Raw genomic sequence first — 19,599 nt, forward strand, 5'->3', positions numbered from 1 at the left:
CGAGCTTACGAATACGAACAAGGAAACCCCATGAACACCGCGATTTCTCCTGATGTGAAGTTTCAAGACCTGCAGCAGCGCTTTGCCGATGTGTTCGCGCGCATTGCCGAAACAGCCGTGGCCCGCGAGCAAAAACGAGAGTTGGCCTTCGAGGCCGTGCAGTGGCTGCGAGACGCCGGTTTTGGCGCGCTGCGTGTGCCGGTTGCGCAGGGCGGGCTGGGGGCGAGTTTGCCGCAGCTGTTCGAATTGCTGATCAAGCTGGGCGAGGCGGATTCGAACCTGCCGCAAATCGTGCGCGCGCATTTCGGTTTTGTCGAAGGCCGGTTGTCCAGCCGCGACCCAGCGTCTCAGGATTACTGGCTGGCGAAAGCTGCCGAGGGTCAGCTCTGGGGTGCCGCCATGGCCGAACGCACCGACACCACGCGCAATTCGGTGAGCCTGACAGCGGTCGAGCCCGGCAATGCCGATGCGGGCTGGTTGCTCAATGGCGAGAAGTATTACTGCACCGGCACCCTTTACGCCGACTGGATCGCCGCCGTGGCGCTGGATGGCGATGACTTCGTCAGCGTCGCGGTGCCCACCGATGCTCAAGGTGTGACGGTCGAAGACGACTGGGACGGCTTCGGCCAGCGCCTGACTGGCAGCGGCACCACGCGTTTCAACGACGTTCATGTTCCAGATCAGCACATCGTCCGGCGCTTCAAGAAAGACGAACTGCGCGCTGAGTCCTACCTGTCTGCGTTCTATCAGCTGTTTCATCTGGCGACCCTGACCGGTATTGCCAACGCGGTGCTGCGCGACGCCACGGCGTTTGTGAAGGGCCGCACCCGAGCCTTTGGTGTGCCGGGGCAGTCCAGCCCCAAGGACGATCCGCTGGTGCAGCGAGTGATCGGGCGCTTGTCGAGCCTGGCGTATTCGGCCCGCACTCAGGTGCTGGCGGTGGCCCAGGTGCTGCAGGACGTCTACGAGGCGGAGCAGGGCGGCTGTGCCCTGGAACAGCATTACACCGAAGCGGAAATCCGTGCGTATCAGGCGCAGCAGATCGTGCTCGAGCAGGTGCTGGAGGCAACCACGTTGCTGTTCGAAGTCGGCGGTGCTTCGGCCACCAGCGAAACCCGTCGTTTCGACCGGCACTGGCGTAACGCACGCACGCTCGCCTCGCACAACCCGGCGATTTTCCGCGAGCGCGCGTTGGGCAATTTCTACCTTAACGACATCACCCCAAATGCGGCGTGGCGCACCCTGCAGGCGGCTGACGCCGAGCGGCAGGCGAGCGGCGCCCGTGACGAAGCGAGTGCAGTATGAGTACAGCCACCACCAAGAACAGTCGCGAAGGGCAGATGAGCCTTGGCATGAACATCCTCGGTTTCGGCGCGCATTCGGGGGCCTGGCGCAGCGCCGAGGTGCCTGCCAATGCGTACCTGGACGTCGAGTACTACCGCAACATCGCGCGTATTTCCGAGCGTGGCTGCCTGGACGCGATCTTTCTCGCCGACGGCCCGGCACTGGCGGGGGACGTGTCGAAACAGCCTTCCGGTCGACTGGAGCCCACCGTTTTGCTGACCGCAGTGGCCCTGGCCACGCAGCGCATCGGCGTGATCGCCACCGCATCGAGCACCTACAACGACCCGTTCAATATCGCTCGGCGCTTTGCCTCGCTGGACCATATCAGTGGCGGGCGAGCAGCGTGGAACGTGGTCACCAACGCTGGCGATGCCGCTGCGCAGAACTTCGGTCTGGCGGGCGCGCCGTTGCATGTCGATCGTTACGCGCGGGCCGATGAGTTCATCGATGTCACGGTCAAGCTGTGGGACAGCTGGGAGGATGACGCGATCATCGGCGACGCCCGCGCCGGTCGTTTCGCTGACCCGAAAAAAGTCCATACCATCGATTTCGTCGGTCAGCATTTTTCGGTCAAAGGCCCGCTCAACGTGCCGCGCTCGCCACAGGGCCGACCGGTGCTGGTTCAGGCAGGCTCCTCCGAGGGCGGCAAGGCCTTGGGCTCGCGCTATGCCGATGCGATTTTCACCACCCAGACCACCCTTGAAGACGGCCAGTTGTTCTACAGCGAAATGAAGGAGCGCGCCGTCGGATGGGGGCGCAATCCCGAGCACCTGAAGATCATGCCGGGGCTGTCCACGGTGATTGGCAGCACCGAAGCCGAGGCCCATGCGCGGTTTGACGAGCTCAACGCCTGGAATGGCGAGCATGGCTTGCTGGAGCAGGTTGCGGGGCGTATCGGCATTGCGGCGAGCGAGCTTGATCCGGACGCGCCATTGCCGTGGGCGCGGATTGGCGCGGTGGCCGATTTCGAGCGTGGCTCCCAAGGGTTTCTCGAGGCCCAACTGAATCTGGCGCGTCGGGAAAACCTGAGCATTCGCCAACTGTCACGGCGGATTCTGGTGGGGCATCGACTGTTGGTCGGCACCCCGGAGCAGGTCGCCGACACCCTGACCCATTGGTTTCTGGCCCACGCCGCTGACGGCTTCAACATCATGCCGGACATGTTTCCCTCGGGCGTCGAAATCTTCGTCGACGAGGTGGTGCCGCTGTTGCAGAAGCGCGGTGTGTTCCGCCACGAGTACACCGGCAGCACCCTGCGCGAGCATCTGGGCCTGCCATTCCCTACCAGCCAATACGCGCCACGGGCCTGACCTGCAGCGTTTCAACGTTTCAATGAAAAGGATCAAGCATGCGTTACCGCAAACTGGGCAACAGCGACATCGACGTCAGCGTTCTGGGGCTGGGCACCATGACGTGGGGGCATCAGAACAGCGAGGCCGATGCCCATCAGCAGATTGATCTGGCGCTGGCCGAAGGCATCAACCTGATCGACACCGCCGAGATGTACCCGACACCGACGAAGGCCGAGACCTGGCGCACTACCGAGCGCTACATCGGCACCTGGCTGGCGAGCAGTGGCCGTCGTGCGGACGTGGTACTGGCGAGCAAGATCGCCGGGCCTGCGCGGGACCCCAATGGGCAGGCGCATATTCGTGACGGCCTGAGCCGGCATGATCGGCACAACATTGTCGAAGCACTGAATGGCAGCCTCAAACGTCTGCAAACGGATTATCTGGACCTCTATCAATTGCACTGGCCGGACCGCAAGACCAACATCTTCGGCCAGCGCGAGTACCCGTATCAGCAAGACGCCGACAGCGTTGCCATCGAAGAAACCCTGTCGGTGCTGGCCGAACAGGTCAAGGCTGGCAAGGTGCGGCACATCGGCGTGTCCAACGAGACCCCGTGGGGCGTGGCCGAGTTTCTCAAGCAGAGCGAGCGTCTGGGACTGCCGCGAATCGTCAGTATCCAGAACCCCTACAGCCTGCTCAACAGGTTATACGAGGGCGGTCTCTCGGAGTTCAGCCATCGCGAAGGCGTCGGCCTGTTGGCCTATTCGCCGCTGGCCTTTGGCGCGTTGACCGGCAAGTACCTCAACGGCGCACGCCCCGAAGGTTCGCGGTTGTCGTCGGTGTATCGCACGTTCAATCGGTACGACAGCCCTTCCGCACAGGAGGCCATCGCCGGTTATGTACAGATCGCCAAACAGCACGGTTTGCCCCCGGCTCAACTGGCCCTGGCCTACGTCATCGACAAACCGTTCGTGGCCAGCGCGTTGGGCGGGCAGACCAGCCTTGCGCAGCTGCGGGAAAACCTCGGCGCGCTGGACGTGACCCTCAGCGACGAGATCAAGGCGCAGGTTCAGGCGGTTCACCAGAGAGTGCCGAATCCGGCGCCATGACACAGGCTTGAATGAGGAGCAGGTACATGTCTCAGGCAATCGAAACGGTCATTGTCGGGCCCGCTACGGGACTCGGCGGCAGTCGGCCGCTGGGTCTCGCTCGGTTCGGCAACGTGCGCGCCGGATTGTGGGCGGCCGGGCTTTTTGTCGTGCTGTTGTTGCTGGCGGCGACGGTCCCGCAATGGCTCGCGCCTTATGACCCGTTGGACGCGACCGCGCGAATGGCGTTTCAGGCACCCAATCCCGTGCACTGGCTGGGCACCGATGAAAACGGTCGCGACGTGCTCAGTCGGCTGATTTTCGGCGTGCGCTCGTCGCTGTTCATGGGGTTGGCGGCGACGGCGCTGGGTCTGGCGTGGGGCACATTGCTTGGGCTGCTTTCGGGGCTTGGGCCACGCTGGCTGGATTCGGCGTTGATGCGTGGGGTGGACGTGCTGCTGGCGTTTCCCGATCTGCTGCTGGCCCTGGTGATCATCACCTTCTTCGGCCAGGGCACGGCCAATCTGATTCTTGCCGTGGGCATCGCCGGCGTTCCGCGTTATGCGCGGCTGGTCCGGGCGCAGACGTTGAATGTGCGCAACGCCGGGTACGTTGAAGCGGCGGTGACCCTGGGTCAGTCGTACCTTGCCGTGGTCCTGCGGCACATCCTGCCCAACGCCTTCAAACCGGTGCTGATCCTCGCCACCATCGGCATTGGCGGCACCATCACCGCTGGCGCCGCGTTGAGTTTTCTGGGTTTCGGCGCGCCGCCACCGGCGCCGGAGTGGGGCGGGATGATGGCCATCGGGCGCAGCTTTCTGGCGAATGCGCCATGGCTGGTCGCATGGCCCGCGCTGATCATCACCCTGACCGTTGTTTCCATCAGCGCCATTGGCCGCGAACTCCTGCGCCGCAGCGAAGGAAAACCTCTATGAATGCGAACATCCAGACGTTGGGTCCATTGGTCGATATCCGGGACCTGACCGTGCGGTTCGGGCAGGCGCAGCCGGTGCTGCATGGCGTCAGTCTGCAGATCCATCGCGGCGAATGCCTGGCATTGGTCGGCGAATCGGGCTCGGGCAAAAGCGTCACAGCGCGGACATTGGCGGGCCTGACTGGGAAGGGCGCGCAGATCGAAGCGGCGAAGCTGGCGTTTCAAGGCATCGATCTGCGGCGTCTCGATGAACGCTCGTGGCAGCGGCTGCGGGGCGCCAGCATCGGTTTTGTCATGCAGGACGCGCTGGGTGCCCTCGACCCACTGCGCAGGGTCGGCGCAGAGGTCGAAGAGCCTCTGCAATTGCACACTCGCCTGAGTCTCGAAGAGCGACGGCTGCGCGTCCTCGAATTGCTGCGCGATGTCGGCATTCCCGAGCCGGAACTGCGCGCCAGCCAATACCCTTGGCAGTTATCGGGCGGCCTGCGCCAGCGTGCGTTGATCGCCTCGGCCATTGCCTGCAATCCGCGCCTGATCATTGCCGACGAGCCGACCACCGCGCTGGATGCCACGGTGCAGGCGCAGGTCATCGCCTTGCTCGAAAGCCTGCGCGGCGAAGACAACGCGCTGCTGATGGTCAGCCACGACCTTTCCGTCGTCGCGCGGCTGGCCGACCGGGTGGCGGTGATGCACCACGGCGTCATCGTCGAGCAGGGCAGCACCGAGCAAGTGCTGCACGATCCGCGGCATCCCTACACCCAGTTGCTGCTGCGCGCGGCGCGGGCGGTGCACTTCCACCCCGAGCGCAAATTGCTCGCCGCCGTCGAGCCCGAGCCGCCGGCCGATGCCGAAGTGCTGCTGGAGGCGCGGGACCTGTCGAAGTCATACACCGGGCCCGACGGCCGCAGTCGCAAGGTGGTGAAACAGGTGTCGCTGCAGTTGCGGCGCGGGGAAACCCTGGGCGTGGTCGGTGAATCGGGCTCCGGGAAAACCACCCTGACTCGGCTGATTCTCGGTCTGGAAACGCCCGACGCCGGGGACGTCTGGATCGCCGGTCAGCGTTGGTCGCAACTTGATTCCCAGCAGAAACGCCAGGCCAGACGTGCCGTGCAGGTGGTGTTTCAAGACCCGCTGAACTCCTTCGATCCGCGCTACACGGTGCAGCGTGTGCTGTTCGAAGCCCTGGCGGTGGCCGGTTTGCCTCGTCGCGACTGGCATGCACGCGCCCGGCAATTGCTGGAGCTGGTGCGTCTGGATGAAGGCGCATTGGTGCGACGTCCCATCGAACTTTCCGGTGGCCAGCGGCAACGCATTGCCATTGCGCGGGCGCTGGCGTCCGAGCCGCAGATCCTGATCTGTGATGAGCCGGTGTCGGCGCTGGATGTCTCGGTGCAGGCACAGATCCTCGAACTGCTCGATGACCTCAAGCGACGACTCGGTCTGGCCTGCCTGTTCATCTCCCACGACCTGGGGGTGATCAATCACGTCAGCGAACGCGTGTTGGTGATGAAGGACGGCGACGTGGTGGAGGCAGGGTCTGTGCGCGCGGTGTTCGACCGGCCGACGCACGCCTACACCCGCGCGCTGATCGCGGCGATCCCGACCCTCGACGCCGAATACCCGCCAAGCGAGTTCTACCTGCAAGTGGCGATCTGACGCCGCCAAACCACCAGAAAAGGAGGGCCTGCCGTGCCCAAGCAGCTGCACGTCAACCTGTTTGAAATGAACTGCGTCAGCCACATCGTTCACGGCCTCTGGGTCCACCCCGAGAACAACCGGCATCGTTTCAACGATCTGGATTACTGGACCGAGCTGGCGCAACTGCTGGAGTACGGCACGTTTGACGGCGTGTTTCTGGCGGACGTGATTGGCACCTACGACACGTTTCGCGACGGCCCGGAAACCGCGTTGCGCGAGGGCATGCAGATCCCCAGCAACGACCCCCTTCTGGTGATTCCGGCGATGGCGGCGGTGACGAAAAATCTCGGTTTCGGCGCCACGTTTTCCACCACCTACGAACCGCCGTTCGCCTTCGCCCGACGCATGAGTACCCTCGATCACCTGACCAAGGGGCGCGTGGGCTGGAACATCGTCACCTCGTACCTGCCCAATGCCGCGCGCAATTTCGGGCATGACACCGAGGTGGTGCATGACCACCGTTACGAGATCGCCGATGAGTACCTGGACGTCCTCTACAAGCTGTGGGAGGGCTCCTGGGACGATGATGCGGTGATTCAGGATCGCGAACGGCGGGTCTACACCGACCCTGCGAAAGTGCGTTACATCGACCATGTCGGTGAACACTTCAAGGTCGCGGGCCCGCATCTGTGTCAGCCTTCGCGACAGCGCACGCCGGTGCTGTTTCAGGCCACCGGTTCGCCTGCCGGTATCGAGTTCGCCGGGCGGCATGCCGAAGTGGTGTTTACCGGTGGCCTTGATACCGCTGCGGTGCGGGCGAACGTTCAGGCGATGCGGCAGAAAGCGATTGAGCATGAGCGGGATCCGGCCGGGCTGAAATTCATCGTCATGGCCGGTGTGATCGTCGGGCGCACCGATGAAGAGGTCAGCCGCAAACTCGACAGCTATCGCAAGTTGATGAGTGTCGAGGCGTCGCTGGCCCACGCGCAGTCGGCGGTGGACCTGACGGCATATCCCCGGGATGTGTTGATCAGCGATCTGATCGAACGCCAGGTCAAGGGCTGGCAGAGCCTGGCGCGGTTCAAGCCGGAGGCGACGGTCGGGTCGGTGCTGGCGCAGTTGGAGGGCTTCAACCGCGAGCGTTTCTTCGTCGCCGGCACGCCCAGGGTGGTCGCCGATGAAATCGAGAAATGGCTGGATGTGGATGGCATTGACGGCATCAACCTGCGCCAGTACCTGTCGTTCGAAACGGCCCGGGATTTCATAGAGCTGGTGATCCCGGAGCTGCGTCGCCGCGGGCGTTTTCGTGAGTCCTATCGCGATGGAGAAACCCTGCGAGAACGGCTGTTCGGAGCGGGGCAAGCCCGCCTGCCGAACGACCATTTCGGCGCCCGTTATCGCGATCCACAGGAATTACGCCAGCCGGCGAAGCCCCTGCGCTTTCCACGCTGACCCACGGCCCCAGCAGATCCCACAGGGGTCATGTGTACACCAAGATCTCTGTGGGAGACGCCGGAGGTCACGACGGCAGCGAATGCGATGTGTCAGTTGGCAAATAAGCCATCTGACCCACCGCTATCGTCCGACCGCGGCCCGGGCTGTCGCACAGCTCCAGCAGCTCCCACAGGGGTCATGTGTGCACCGGGATTACTGTGGGAGACGCCGGAGGTCACGACGGTACGGGCCGCGATTCGGACGATGGCGGCTTGTCAGTTAGCAAATAAGCCATCTGCCCCACCGCTATCGTCCGACCGCGGCCCGGGCTGTCGCACAGCTCCAGCAGCTCCCCAGGTCCAGCTCCAGACGCGGTTCTCGTGGGAGACGCCGGAGGCTACGACGGTACGGGCCGCGATTCGGACAAATGCGATGCACGAGTCTTTCGCTGCTGCTCCAAACCGAGCTGTTGCCCCATCAACACCTACCACACAGTTTGTCGATTCCAACACCGGCAATTCCTCGCAAACCCCCGTCTTTGCTTGCCTGAAAACCCGGCATGGCTTGTGCAACAGCCCTGTTCCCGGACTATAGGCATCAGGACCCATGCGCGAACCCGCCCCGTATTTGCGACTTCCCGGCATACGATCCCGATCGTTGCTCAAGACCACTCCCATTGTCGGCATCGCCGCGCTGTGCAGCCTGTTGGTCGGCTGCGGCCAGGGCACATCCACCGTTGCGCGCAGTGACAAGCCTGTCAGCGGCGGTACGCTGGTGTATGCCACGGACCGCGAGCCGACGTGTCTGGACCCTCATGTCGCCGGCGACATGCCCCAGGTGTTCGTCGGGCAACAGTACCTGGATTCGCTGGTGTCGATGGACGCCGAAGGGCGGATCGGCCCTTGGCTCGCCAAGCGCTGGGAGGTGTCCGCCGACGGTCTGACGTACACCTTCCACCTGCGCAACGACGTGCACTTCACCGATGGCACGCCGTTCAATGCCGCGGCGGTCAAGGCCAACCTCGATCACATGGCCAATCCCAAAACCCAGTCCAGCACGGCGGGAGGTTACATCCGTCAGTACCGCAGTACCGATGTGATCGACGATGACACCGCCGTCGTGCATCTGGCGACGCCGTATGCGGCGTTTCTCGAAGTGCTCGCGCAAGGGTTCCTCGGTATCGAATCACCGACTGCCTTGCAGCGCCCGCGAGACACAAACTGCGAAAGCCCGGTCGGCAGCGGCCCGTTCAAGATCGTGCGCTGGGACCGGCAAAGCCAGGTCGAGCTGGTGCGCAATCCCGATTACAACTGGGCGCCACCCACCGCCAAACACCAGGGGCCTGCCTGGCTGGACCGCATCGTCTGGAAGTTCATTCAGGAGCCGTCGGTACGCTTTGCTTCGCTGCAGGCAGGCGAGGTGGACGTGATCGAGGCGCTGCCTCCTGAATCCCATGAAGCGGCGCGGCGTAACCCAGACCTGCAACTGATCATCGCCCAGCGTCCGGGGAACCCCACTAACGGCACCCTGAACATCACCCGCGCGCCTTTCGATGACATCAAGGTGCGCGAGGCCTTCGTGCGAAGTGCGGACATCGACGGTGCGCTGAAGAGCGTCTACTTCAATGAATTCCCTCGGGCCGGTGGTCCGCTGAGCCCGGCCACCCGTTTCTACAGCCCGGACTTCCAGCACGCGCAGGACTACGACCCGGCAAAAGCGGCACAGCTGCTCGATCAGGCCGGCTGGAGCGAACGTGACAGCGACGGTTACCGCAGCAAGAACGGCAGGCGCCTGCAGGTTCATGTGGTCATGGGCAATCGCACGCCACCGTCTGAATACACCCTGTGGGAGCAGGTTCAGGCCACCACGCGGCAGGCCGGTTTCGAGCTGATCATCGACCAGATGAGCGACGTGCAAGCGACCAAGCGCCAGGCCGACTGGGATTACGACATACGCCTGGGCTACTGGAACACCAACACCGCCGACGTGCTGCGGATCATTTTCGGCAGCGAGTTCATTCGCCCGGCCGGGGTGGGCGGCTATCACCAGAACACTGCCGGGTTCAGCGATGCGGCGTTCGACTCGCTGATTCAGCAGGCGTTGGCGACCCAGGACGCCGAGCAGCGCCGGGCCCTGTATTTCAAGGCGCAGCAGATAGCGTCGAGCCAATACCTGCAACTCACTACCTATCCGCAAAGCACGCGACTGGGCATCTACAAAACCACTCAGGGCGTGCGCCTGGAGCCTTCGCTGGCGGTGACTTACCTTTATGACGCATGGGTGAACAAATGACGAGTGCATCCTTGAGCAGCGAACGGCCCAACCCACGCCGCGAACGTTTGCAGCAACTGGGACGGCGCGCGCTGTGGCGCCTCGCGGGAGGGATTCTGGTGCTGTGGGCGGTCGCCACGCTGACCTTCTTCGCCCTGCGCCTGATGCCGGGCGATCCGGTACTGGCGATTCTCGGTGGCCCAAGCGGCAATCCGACAGCCGAAACCATCGCCGAAGCGACCCGCGAATACGGCCTCGACAAGCCTCTGCCGGTGCAATACGCGCTGTATCTGGGGCGTCTGGTGCAGGGTGATCTTGGGGTGTCCTACTCCCAGCATCAGCCCGTGACCCGGGTGCTGGCGGAGCAGTCCTGGCCGACGCTGGAGTTGACCTTCACCTCGTTGGCGCTGGCCTGGGTGCTGGTGCTGGCCTTGACCGTATTGACCGCCGGGCGCCGACGTTGGGTCGGGACCCTGGCTTCGCTGGCCGAAACCCTGTCTGCGGCATTGCCGCATTTCTGGCTCGGGATTCTGCTGTTGGCGGTATTCGCTTTTGGCCTGCGGCTGTTCCCGCCAGCGGGCAGCGATGGCTGGCGAACACTGGTGCTGCCGTCGTTCGCGCTGGCGATTCCGTTGGCAGGCTTCATCGCCCAGGTCACTCGCGAATCCCTTGATCTGACCCTCGACCAGCCGTTCGTGTTGACCGCCCGGACCCGCGGCTTGAGCGACTTCAAGGTGCGCTTCAAGCACGCGCTGCGGCACGCCGTGCTGCCGGGCATTTCGTTGTCGGGCTGGGCCATTGGCGCGCTGATCAGCGGAGCAGTAGTGATCGAAGTGATCTTCTCCCGCAAGGGCCTGGGCCGTCAGTTGTTCCAGGCGGTGCAGGCCCAGGACCTGCCGCTGACCATCGGCATCAGTCTGGTGGTCGCCGCCGGTTACGTGCTGGCCAATATCCTGGTCGACCTGTTGTACCTGTGGGTCGACCCTCGTCAACAGGGGAATGCCTCGTGAGCGAATTGACTCTGGATACGCCGCTGCCCGCGATTCGGGTTCAGCGCACCGCGAACAAAGTACGGCTGGGGCCGGTGCTGGCGGTGACCTTTCTGTTTTTGCTGATCATCGCTGCCATCGCACCGCAGCTGTTCGCTCACAGCGACCCGCTGGGGATCGTGCCGCGTGACGCTTTTCATCCACCGAGCTGGGAGCACTGGTTCGGCACCGATCAATCGGGCCGCGACATCTTTTCCCGGGTGATTTACGGCACCCGGCAATCGTTGTTCATCGGGCTGGCGGCGACGGCGATTGCGATGAGCATCGCAATTGTTCTCGGGCTGCTGGGCGGTCTCGGCGGCGTGCGGATTGACCGTGGCGTGGGCTGGTTGCTGGAGGTGCTGTTCGCTTTTCCGAGCCTGATTCTGGCGCTGCTGTTCGTGGCGATTTTCGGCAGTGGCATCGGCCCGTTGATCGTCGCCACCGGCCTGGGAGGCGCACCGGGGTATGCGCGCATGGTGCGCGGCCAGGTGCTCGCCGTGCGCAATGCCGGTTACATCGAATCGGCCAAGGCGCTGGGGCATCCGCCATTGCGCATCATCACCCGGCAACTGCTGCCCAACGCCATGCGTCCGCTGATCGTGACCCTGACCATGGGCGTCGGCCAGGCCATCGTCTGGGCGTCCGCGTTGAGCTTCCTCGGGCTTGGCGCGCGGCCACCGGCGCCGGAGTGGGGAACCATGTTGTCCATGGGCCGCGACTTCATCGCCAACGCCTGGTGGCTGACGTTTTTCCCGGGTCTGTTCATCGTCCTCACCACGCTGTCGACCACCGTCGCCGGCCGCTATCTGCAACAACGTCTGGAGGGCCGCCTTTCATGAGCGAGCAGAAACGTTTGATCGTCGAAGGGCTGTCCATCGAATTCGCCGGGCAGTCGGTGGTGCGCAATCTGTCGTTCACCCTGGAGCCCGGCAAGACCCTGGCGCTGGTGGGCGAGTCGGGCTCGGGCAAGAGCGTCACCGCCCGCAGCCTGATCGGGCTGGCGGGTGAGGGCGCACGCGTCACCGCGCGCAAGCTGAGTTACGCCGGCAAGGACTTGCTGAGCCTGTCGGAACGCAATTGGCGAGAGCTGCGCGGCAAGGACATCGGTTTCGTGCTGCAGGACGCGCTGGTGTCACTGGACCCGCTGAGGCCGGTCGGCAAGGAAATCCTGGAGGTGCTGGAAACCCATCGTTGGGGCGACCGCCAGAGTCGTGGCGAGCGAGTGATCGAGCTGCTGGAAACCGTCGGTGTGCCCGAGCCTCGGCTGCGCGCCCGCCAGCGCCCTGACCAGCTGTCGGGCGGACTGCGTCAGCGCGCCTTGATCGCCAGCGCATTGGCACTGGATCCGGGGCTGGTGATTGCCGACGAGCCGACCACCGCGCTGGACGCCACCGTTCAGGCACAGATTCTCGAAGTGCTGCAGCAGATCAAGGCGCGCGGCGATTCGCTGCTGATCATCAGCCACGATCTGGCGGTGGTTGCGCAACTGGCGGATGAGGTGCTGGTGCTGCGCCACGGTGAAGTGGTGGAGCAGGGGCCGATGGAACAAGTGCTGCGCAATCCGCATCACGCCTATACCCGATCCCTGCTGGATGCGGTGCCTGCCGAACACGCAAGGGGCACGCGGCTTTCGCCCGAACAGGGCACGCTGCCGCTCGGCGCACGACCTGGAACAGACGCCCCAGTGCTGCTCAGGGCGACGGGTCTGGGCAAACATTATGTCGGGCCGGACCAGCAGGTCCGTCAGGTGGTCGACGACGTCAGTTTCGAGCTGCGCGCCGGTCGCACGCTGGGCATTGTCGGCGAGTCCGGCTCTGGCAAAACCACCGTGGCGCGTATCGCCCTCGGCCTACTGGAACCGGATGCCGGCCGCGTGCAGTTTCTCAGCGTGCCTTGGACTGGAGCCGGCAGCGGTCGTGTCGAGGAGAAGACTCGGCGTCTGCATCGTCGCGACATCAGCGTGATCTATCAGGACCCGCTGAGTTCGTTCGACCCGCGCTGGAGCGTCGGGCAGATCCTCGCTGATGCGCTGGATGTGGCGGGCGTGCCGTTCGAGCAGCAACGTCCGCGCATCGCTCAATTGCTGCATCAGGTGCGCCTGCCGGTGGAGCTATCGACACGGCGCCCGTTGCAACTGTCAGGCGGCCAACGTCAGCGTGTGGCCATCGCCCGGGCCATTGCCAGTAACCCGAAAGTGATCATCTGCGACGAGCCGGTCTCGGCACTGGACGTCTCGGTTCAGGCCCAGGTGCTCGATCTGCTGGCCGACCTTCAGGCGTCGCTGGGCCTGGCCTATCTGTTCATTTCCCACGACCTGGGGGTGATTCGCCATGTCAGCGACGAAGTGCTGGTGATGCGTCACGGCAAGGTGGTGGAAAGCGCGTCGGTCGAGACGCTGTTCGACAACCCGCAACACGAATACACCCGACGCCTGCTGGGCTCTGTGCCGCGTCTGCCGGGGGCGTCCACCAGACTGGTGGTGCCGCCGCTGGAACCGGAAAGCGCGGTGCTGCTGTTTGACGAATCCCGGCTGTGGAAAATTGCCATTTAAGTTCGAATCAGAACAAGGAACTGCCATGAGTACGTTGTCTGCTGTAGCCACACCCCCGGTTGTCACCGTGGAAGAACTCAACGCGCGCCTCGACCGCCTGCTGCCGGAGATCGCAGCCGGTGCCGCGCAACGCGAGCGCGACCGAAAATTGCCCTATGAGGCCATCGCGCAGATCGCCAGCGCAGGGTTGTTCACAGCCCGCATTCCCACGCGATTTGGCGGCGCCGGTGGTTCGGTCAAGGACGTGATCGCGCTGCTGGTGCGCATCGCTTCGGCCGATTCCAACGTGGCGCAAGCGCTGCGCCCAGGTTTCGGGTTTGTCGAAGGCCTGCTGGCCTCGAAGGCCGAGGGCGCCGAAGCCGAGCGCGAACGCTGGTTCGCGCGCTATCTGCAAGGCGCGGTGGTGGGTAACGCCGGTTGGGAGGTCGGTGGCGCCAACGGCTCGATCAGCGCGCGCATTGTGCGTGATGGCGAGCATTACCGGGCGACCGGCAGCAAGTACTACAGCACCGGCTCGCTGTACGCCGATTGGGTCAGCGCCGTTGCGCTGGACGAAAACGAGCAGCCGGTGTCGTTCATCCTGCCTCGGGATCGCGAGGGGCTGGAGTTGCTGGACGACTTCGATGCCATGGGCCAGCGCCTCACCGCCAGCGGCACCACGCATCTGCATGACGTGCTGGTCAAGGCCGACGAGATTCGTACGCGCACGGTCGAGGAGGGCAAGCGCACCATCGTCACGCCGTTCCTGCAATTGTTCCTCGCCTCGGTCAACGCAGGGATCGCGCGCAATGCGTTGAATGACGCAGTGACCTTCGCCAACGAGCATGCGCGGCCGATCAAGCACAGTACGGCGAAGCGTTCGGTCGATGACCCCTATGTGGAACTGAGCGTGGGCGACGTCTCGGCCCGGGCCTTCACCGCCGAGGCGGTGGTGCTGCGGGCGGCCGAGTCGATCGATCGGGCGTGGGCTTCGGCGCTGGATTCGGTAGCAGTGGATCAGGCTGCGGTGGATGTCGCGCAGGCGCAGTACATCGCGGCAGAGTCGGCGCTCATAGCGGCCGAACTGGTGTTCGATGTCGGCGGTGCTTCCACCACCGGCCGCGCTCATAACCTGGATCGTCACTGGCGCAACGCGCGCACCGTCTCCAACCATAACCCACGGCACTGGAAAGCGGCTGTGGTGGGGGCCTGGCAACTGAAGGGCACGCCACCGCCAACTTCCGGCCTGTTCTGAGGCGGGACGGCCCTCCTGAGACTGGAGCCTTGCCGACGTTCGGGCGGCACATTGATACCTGTGGGAGGGAGCTTGCTCGCGAATGCTTTTAGCCAGGGCGATGAGTACTTGCCGTACTCATCGCCCTCATTGCGCGCAAGCTCCCTGCCACAGATCCTTGGTCGTCAGACATATTTTCATCCCATCAAGCAGACCCGAAAACATTTATGGGTATCAAACAAGAGGTCGGGACCCGAACGACCGTTGACCTGGGCCACAGCAGCCAGATAACCCCGAAACCATCGACCGCCAACCCTCTGCGCCGCATCCCGATGATCATCGGCTGTGCGCTGTTCATGGAGCTGATCGACGCCACCGCCGTGCTCACCGCACTGCCGCAAATGGCCCGCGAGTTCGACGAGCCGAGTGTGCGCATGAACCTGGTGGTGTCGTTGTACCTGCTGGCGGCCGCGCTGTTCGTGCCGGTCAGCGGCTGGGCGGCGGACCGCTTCGGGCCAAGACGCGTATTCGTCAGCGCCATCGTGCTGTTCACCGCGGCCTCGATTGCCTGCGCCTGCTCAGGCTCGTTGCTGCAGCTGTCATTGGCGCGGATGGCACAAGGCGCCGCAGGGGCGATGATGGTGCCGGTGGGGCAGGTCATTCTGCTGCGCTGGTCGGCACGGGAAAACCTTTTGCGGGCCATGTCCTACCTGACCATCCCGGCGCTGATCGGGCCGATTCTCGGGCCGCCGTTGGGTGGCCTGCTGGTAATGCTGCTGTCGTGGCAGTGGATTTTCCTGATCAACGTGCCGATTGGCATCCTCGGTGTGGCGCTGGTGATCCGGCACATTCCGGATTATCCGGGCAAGCGCGGGCACCCGCTGGATGTCCCCGGCCTGTTGCTCAGTGGTCTCGGGCTGGCCGGACTGGTATTCGGCTTCGAAGCCCTGGGCCACGGTTTTCTTCCTCGCTCATGGGCCTTGTCGCTGATTGCCCTGGGCATCACGGGCGCGGTGTTGTATGCCTGGCACGCCCGGCGCGTGGCGCATCCGTTGATCGACCTGTCGCTGCTGCGCATCCCCACCTTTGCCATCTCGTTCTGGGGCGGCAACCTGATGCGCATCGGCAGCGCTTCCCAGCCGTTCCTGCTGGTGCTGCTGTTTCAGCTGTGTTTCGGCCTCAACCCTTTACAGGCCGGTCTGTTGAGCTTCGTCGGTGGCGCCGGGGCGTTTCTGATGAAGCTGCTGGCGGTACGCATCGTCAGCCGGTTCGGTTTCCGACGCACGCTGATCGGCAATGCCTTGCTGACCGGGCTGACGCTGACGGCCACCGGCCTGTTCGAGCTGTCCACGCCATACTGGGTGGTGGTCGTGGTGCTGTTCATCAGCGGCATCATCCGCTCGCTGCAATTCAGCACCCTCGGCGCACTGACCTATGCCGACGTGCCGTCGCAGCAATCCAGCGATGCCAGCAGCCTGTCGGCAATGAGCATTCAACTGACCATGAGCCTGTCCGTCGGCATTGCGGCGGCTTTGCTCAGCCTGATCATGTCTGCGCGCGGGCATCCGACGATTGCCGCAGCCGATGTGGCGCTGGTCATGGGGCTGGCAGGCGGCCTCTGTGCCTTATCTGCGCTGGTTTATCGCAGGCTTTCACCTGCGGCGGGTTCGGAGGTTTATGCGTCGCGCACCCGTTGAGCTGCTGCGTTCGCGACAGGCGATCCACACACACTGTCGCGGATTGCTCAGCCGATGCCGACTCAACCGTTAGCCTGTTCAGCAATTCGACGCGGGCGTTCTTCTCCAAGGTTGAATTACCAGCTGCCATAAGGAATCCCGTTCTTTTCGATCCAGGCCTGCGCCTCGGGGGTAGGGTCGCGGTAATACAGGCCTTTGCGGTTTTGAGGCAATAAACGCGTTCCGGCCTGATCATCTCGTCGCGCACCCATTGCGGGATCTGGATGCCAATCGTGTAGGCCTGCGGTTCTACCAGCGACTGCCATCTCAGGTAGATTTTTTCAGGCAGATCCACATTGTTGATGGGCTTTCCTCCCGAAACCCCCTTGTGCCAGCCCTTAACTTCGCCGGTATAACCAGCGACACCGCCATGCACGTTGAAGTATCCAAAGCCTCGTTGATCGAGTACATCAACACTCTCGACCCAGACTTCCATGTGCTTGGGAGCCGCCAAGCCTACGCTCCAGGCAGGGTATGGCAGTTTCGGTGGCCGGGGACCATTGGCACACGCGCTCAGACTGATTAGTAACCCTAGGATCAGAATCAGCCGCTTCATTGCGGATACCCCTTTTGTGGCTGGGCCGGATACCGGTTGCAGTTTTTCTGGCAGCTGAAAATTGATACACCCCGAAAGCGGGCGCGATTGGAATCTCCGTCCACCGTTAACTGTCGCGCGGGCCCGGCCACGTAGGGTTGAATTACCAGCTGCCATAAGGAATCCCGTTCTTTTCGATCCAGGCCTGCGCCTCGGGGGTAGGGTCGCGGTAATACAGGCCTTTGCGGTTTTGAAANGGTTGAATTACCAGCTGCCATAAGGAATCCCGTTCTTTTCGATCCAGGCCTGCGCCTCGGGGGTAGGGTCGCGGTAATACAGGCCTTTGCGGTTTTGAAASGGGCCTAGCGGGTGGACCTTGGCCTGGAAGCGACCAACCTCTAAATGCTCCAGGCAGCCGGTCCCCACCCAAACCTTGACGATGCCGCCCGGTGCCATCCCCAGGCTTAAGGTTTTCCGGTAAAGGGTCACTACCTTTCGATCCCATTTGCAGAATAGGGTGTGAGGTTTAACCATCTCATCGCGCACCCATTGCGGAATCTGGATGCCAATCGTGTAGGCCTGCGGTTCTACCAACGACTGCCAACGCAGGTAGATTTTTTCCGGCAGATCCACGTTGTGGATAGGCATGGTTTTCCCACCACCTTTGTGCCACCCCCTGACTTCTCCGGTGTAGCTGGCGACGCCCCCAAACACGTGGAAGAACCCAAGCCCTCGCTGATCCAGCACGTCGACGCTCTCTACCCACACTTCCATGTGCCTGGGAGCTGCCAGACCTACGTTCCAGGCGGGATATGGCAGTTTCGGTGGCCGGGGACCATTGGCACAGGCGGTCAAACTGATGAGTAATCCGAGCACAAGAATCAGGCGCTTCATTGCGGATACCCCTTTTGTGGCTGGTCCGGGTACACGTAGCGGCGGTTGAGCGACACAGGCTTGTTGATCATGAGCGTCTTGCTCGGCGTCCAGTGTGCCGACTGGTGGATATAGCGGGCTCGCAATAACGCTTCTTGTTCGGGCGCCAGCTTGACCTCCGTCCCTGCCATCACCTGCTTCAGGATCGTCTCGGCTATGGGCTTCAGTTCTTCCGGAAGTTGAAAGCGTTTATCGGTATCGCTGATGACGTCGAACGGCACGCCATGACGCACACCCAACTCGCGCATCACGCGCAAGGGAATCAGTGACAGCTCGCCGTGTATCGGGCGGTCGAGCACCGCGGTGATCCAGTAATCGACGCCTGCGCTCTCGGACTTGCCCCGGTGAACCTTGGCCGCTGGCCAGGTCTTGATCTCGATGGAGCCATCGCGGGCCATTCCGGTGGCGCGCCACACGTTGGCGTCTCGCTCGACCAGCCCCCACACCCGATGGGATTCGATCCTTTGCCCATCCGCCACCGTGGCCCGACGCGGCACGGTCAGCCAGATGTTTTCACGGGCGCGGGCCCGATAGCCGCCGCCGATGTCCGAATGCACGCCGGGCAGGCCGATCTGCTTGTGGCTGTTGCCCACGCTGTTGAGGGAGAAGTTGGCGCGGTACTCATCCAGNTAGCCGCCGCCGATGTCCGAATGCACGCCGGGCAGGCCGATCTGCTTGTGGCTGTTGCCCACGCTGTTGAGGGAGAAGTTGGCGCGGTACTCATCCAGGGCCTGCAACTGGATGACCTGACGGGCGCAGCCGGGTGGCAGGTACAGGTTCACCCCGTAGTTGGTGTCGTCGCCCACGCTGAAATCACCGCGCTCAAGCGTCGAAATCGCCGCGACCGTATCGAACAGGCCGATGAAGTTCAGGCACAGGTCCTTGGCGGGATTGAAGCGTTTCTGCAGGCCATAATTGCCTGCCTTGAGGACTTCTCCGAACACACCACAGCCGGGCTTGAGGAATTCATTGGCGCAGTGCCGGGCGGCCGCTGCACCGCGACTGAAGCCGAAAATATCAACTTCTACCCGGCTTACCGATGTGCCGGGGTTGGTTTGTTCGAAAAAGCTTAGTTGAGCTTTGACAGCGGCTGGCGCCTGCCTGACCCGCGCCACGACCCCGGTCTCACCTTGCCCCAAGCCCTGACCATAGACCGTGTCATCTTCGCCACCACTGCGAGTACCGATGCCTTCGAGGTAGGCCTTGATGTAACCGGTATCTGCATTCGCCGTTATCGGTGTGGTCGCGTTGTCCGGATACAGACGAAACAGATGCACCACATTACTCGGCGCATTCCCATAGCTGTTATCCGGCGCGCTGTTGAACGCCGTCCCGTCAAAATCACCAAACCCGTACTGGCTGCACACTTCCTGAAGCTTGGTCAGCTCATCCATGTTGAACCAGACCAGATCCACTTCACGGCATTGCTCGGTGGCCGCCGCATTTGCCTGGTTGTTACCGGTGCCGTCGAAGAACAGGCCCAGACGCAGGGTGATGCCGTCGGTGAGTTCTTCTTCCTCTTCTTCCTCTTCCAGCGCCTCGGGTTCGTCGTCGTAGTCTTCGTGCAGGGTGAATTTCACCGGCCGCATGCTGTAGACC

At 63.3% G+C, this 19,599-nt stretch carries 14 protein-coding genes and 1 pseudogene; 12 read left to right on the forward strand and 3 right to left on the reverse strand.

The genetic code is table 11. The annotated features are described in order from the left end of the window. The first annotated feature begins 30 nt into the window (after positions 1-30). The 12 genes from BWR59_RS26375 (at position 31) to BWR59_RS26430 (ending at position 16,493) form a co-directional block, all read left to right on the forward strand. On the forward strand, positions 31-1,305 hold the full coding sequence (locus BWR59_RS26375) for an acyl-CoA dehydrogenase family protein (RefSeq protein ID WP_081568622.1): 1,275 nt from the start codon (positions 31-33) through the stop codon (positions 1,303-1,305). After that, the gene (locus BWR59_RS26380; RefSeq protein ID WP_081568623.1) at positions 1,302-2,654 is read left to right on the forward strand and encodes an LLM class flavin-dependent oxidoreductase; all 1,353 of its coding nucleotides are present in this window, start codon (positions 1,302-1,304) and stop codon (positions 2,652-2,654) included. The genes BWR59_RS26375 and BWR59_RS26380 overlap by 4 nt, the downstream gene beginning before the upstream one ends. Positions 2,655-2,692: 38 nt before the next feature. Continuing rightward, positions 2,693-3,745: an NADP(H)-dependent aldo-keto reductase gene (locus BWR59_RS26385; protein WP_081568624.1), complete on the forward strand. Its 1,053-nt coding sequence runs from the start codon at positions 2,693-2,695 to the stop codon at positions 3,743-3,745. Positions 3,746-3,771: 26 nt separating this feature from the next. Then, positions 3,772-4,659: an ABC transporter permease gene (locus tag BWR59_RS26390; protein WP_081568625.1), complete on the forward strand. Its 888-nt coding sequence runs from the start codon at positions 3,772-3,774 to the stop codon at positions 4,657-4,659. Beyond that, positions 4,656-6,314 (forward strand): ABC transporter ATP-binding protein, encoded by a 1,659-nt coding sequence (locus tag BWR59_RS26395; protein WP_081568626.1) that lies wholly within the window; start codon positions 4,656-4,658, stop codon positions 6,312-6,314. Before BWR59_RS26390 ends, BWR59_RS26395 begins: the two co-directional genes overlap by 4 nt. A 33-nt stretch (positions 6,315-6,347) precedes the next feature. Next, positions 6,348-7,748 (forward strand): LLM class flavin-dependent oxidoreductase, encoded by a 1,401-nt coding sequence (locus BWR59_RS26400; RefSeq protein ID WP_143490953.1) that lies wholly within the window; start codon positions 6,348-6,350, stop codon positions 7,746-7,748. A gap of 588 nt (positions 7,749-8,336) precedes the next feature. After that, on the forward strand, positions 8,337-10,022 hold the full coding sequence (locus tag BWR59_RS26405; RefSeq protein ID WP_081568627.1) for an ABC transporter substrate-binding protein: 1,686 nt from the start codon (positions 8,337-8,339) through the stop codon (positions 10,020-10,022). After that, complete coding sequence (locus BWR59_RS26410; RefSeq protein ID WP_081568650.1) at positions 10,019-11,011, forward strand: ABC transporter permease; 993 nt, start codon at positions 10,019-10,021, stop codon at positions 11,009-11,011. The genes BWR59_RS26405 and BWR59_RS26410 overlap by 4 nt, the downstream gene beginning before the upstream one ends. Then, positions 11,008-11,871, forward strand: a complete 864-nt coding sequence (locus tag BWR59_RS26415) for an ABC transporter permease (protein WP_081568628.1) — start codon at positions 11,008-11,010, stop codon at positions 11,869-11,871. The genes BWR59_RS26410 and BWR59_RS26415 overlap by 4 nt, the downstream gene beginning before the upstream one ends. Further along, a complete protein-coding gene (locus BWR59_RS26420) occupies positions 11,868-13,583 on the forward strand; it encodes an ABC transporter ATP-binding protein (RefSeq protein WP_081568629.1) in 1,716 nt (571 codons plus the stop codon). Before BWR59_RS26415 ends, BWR59_RS26420 begins: the two co-directional genes overlap by 4 nt. A gap of 25 nt (positions 13,584-13,608) precedes the next feature. After that, complete coding sequence (locus tag BWR59_RS26425; RefSeq protein WP_081568630.1) at positions 13,609-14,817, forward strand: acyl-CoA dehydrogenase family protein; 1,209 nt, start codon at positions 13,609-13,611, stop codon at positions 14,815-14,817. Positions 14,818-15,128: 311 nt separating this feature from the next. Continuing rightward, entirely contained in the window at positions 15,129-16,493 is a 1,365-nt protein-coding gene (locus BWR59_RS26430) for an MFS transporter (RefSeq protein ID WP_081568651.1), read from the forward strand. A 256-nt stretch (positions 16,494-16,749) separates the two neighbouring features. On the opposite strand, the pseudogene BWR59_RS33160 reads toward BWR59_RS26430, so the two are convergent. The 3 genes and pseudogenes from BWR59_RS33160 to BWR59_RS26445 form a co-directional block, all read right to left on the reverse strand. Beyond that, positions 16,750-17,244: pseudogene (locus tag BWR59_RS33160) on the reverse strand (DUF2931 family protein); the annotation flags it as partial. An 87-nt stretch (positions 17,245-17,331) separates the two neighbouring features. Beyond that, a complete protein-coding gene (locus BWR59_RS26440; protein WP_081568631.1) occupies positions 17,332-17,961 on the reverse strand; it encodes a DUF2931 family protein in 630 nt (209 codons plus the stop codon). Continuing rightward, positions 17,958-19,599 (reverse strand): DUF2235 domain-containing protein (locus tag BWR59_RS26445; protein WP_143490954.1); only part of this gene is annotated, 1,642 nt, incomplete at its 5' end. The genes BWR59_RS26440 and BWR59_RS26445, both read right to left, overlap by 4 nt.

Origin of the sequence: Pseudomonas sp. Bc-h, assembly GCF_002080045.1 — a bacterium.
Taxonomy (GTDB): domain Bacteria; phylum Pseudomonadota; class Gammaproteobacteria; order Pseudomonadales; family Pseudomonadaceae; genus Aquipseudomonas.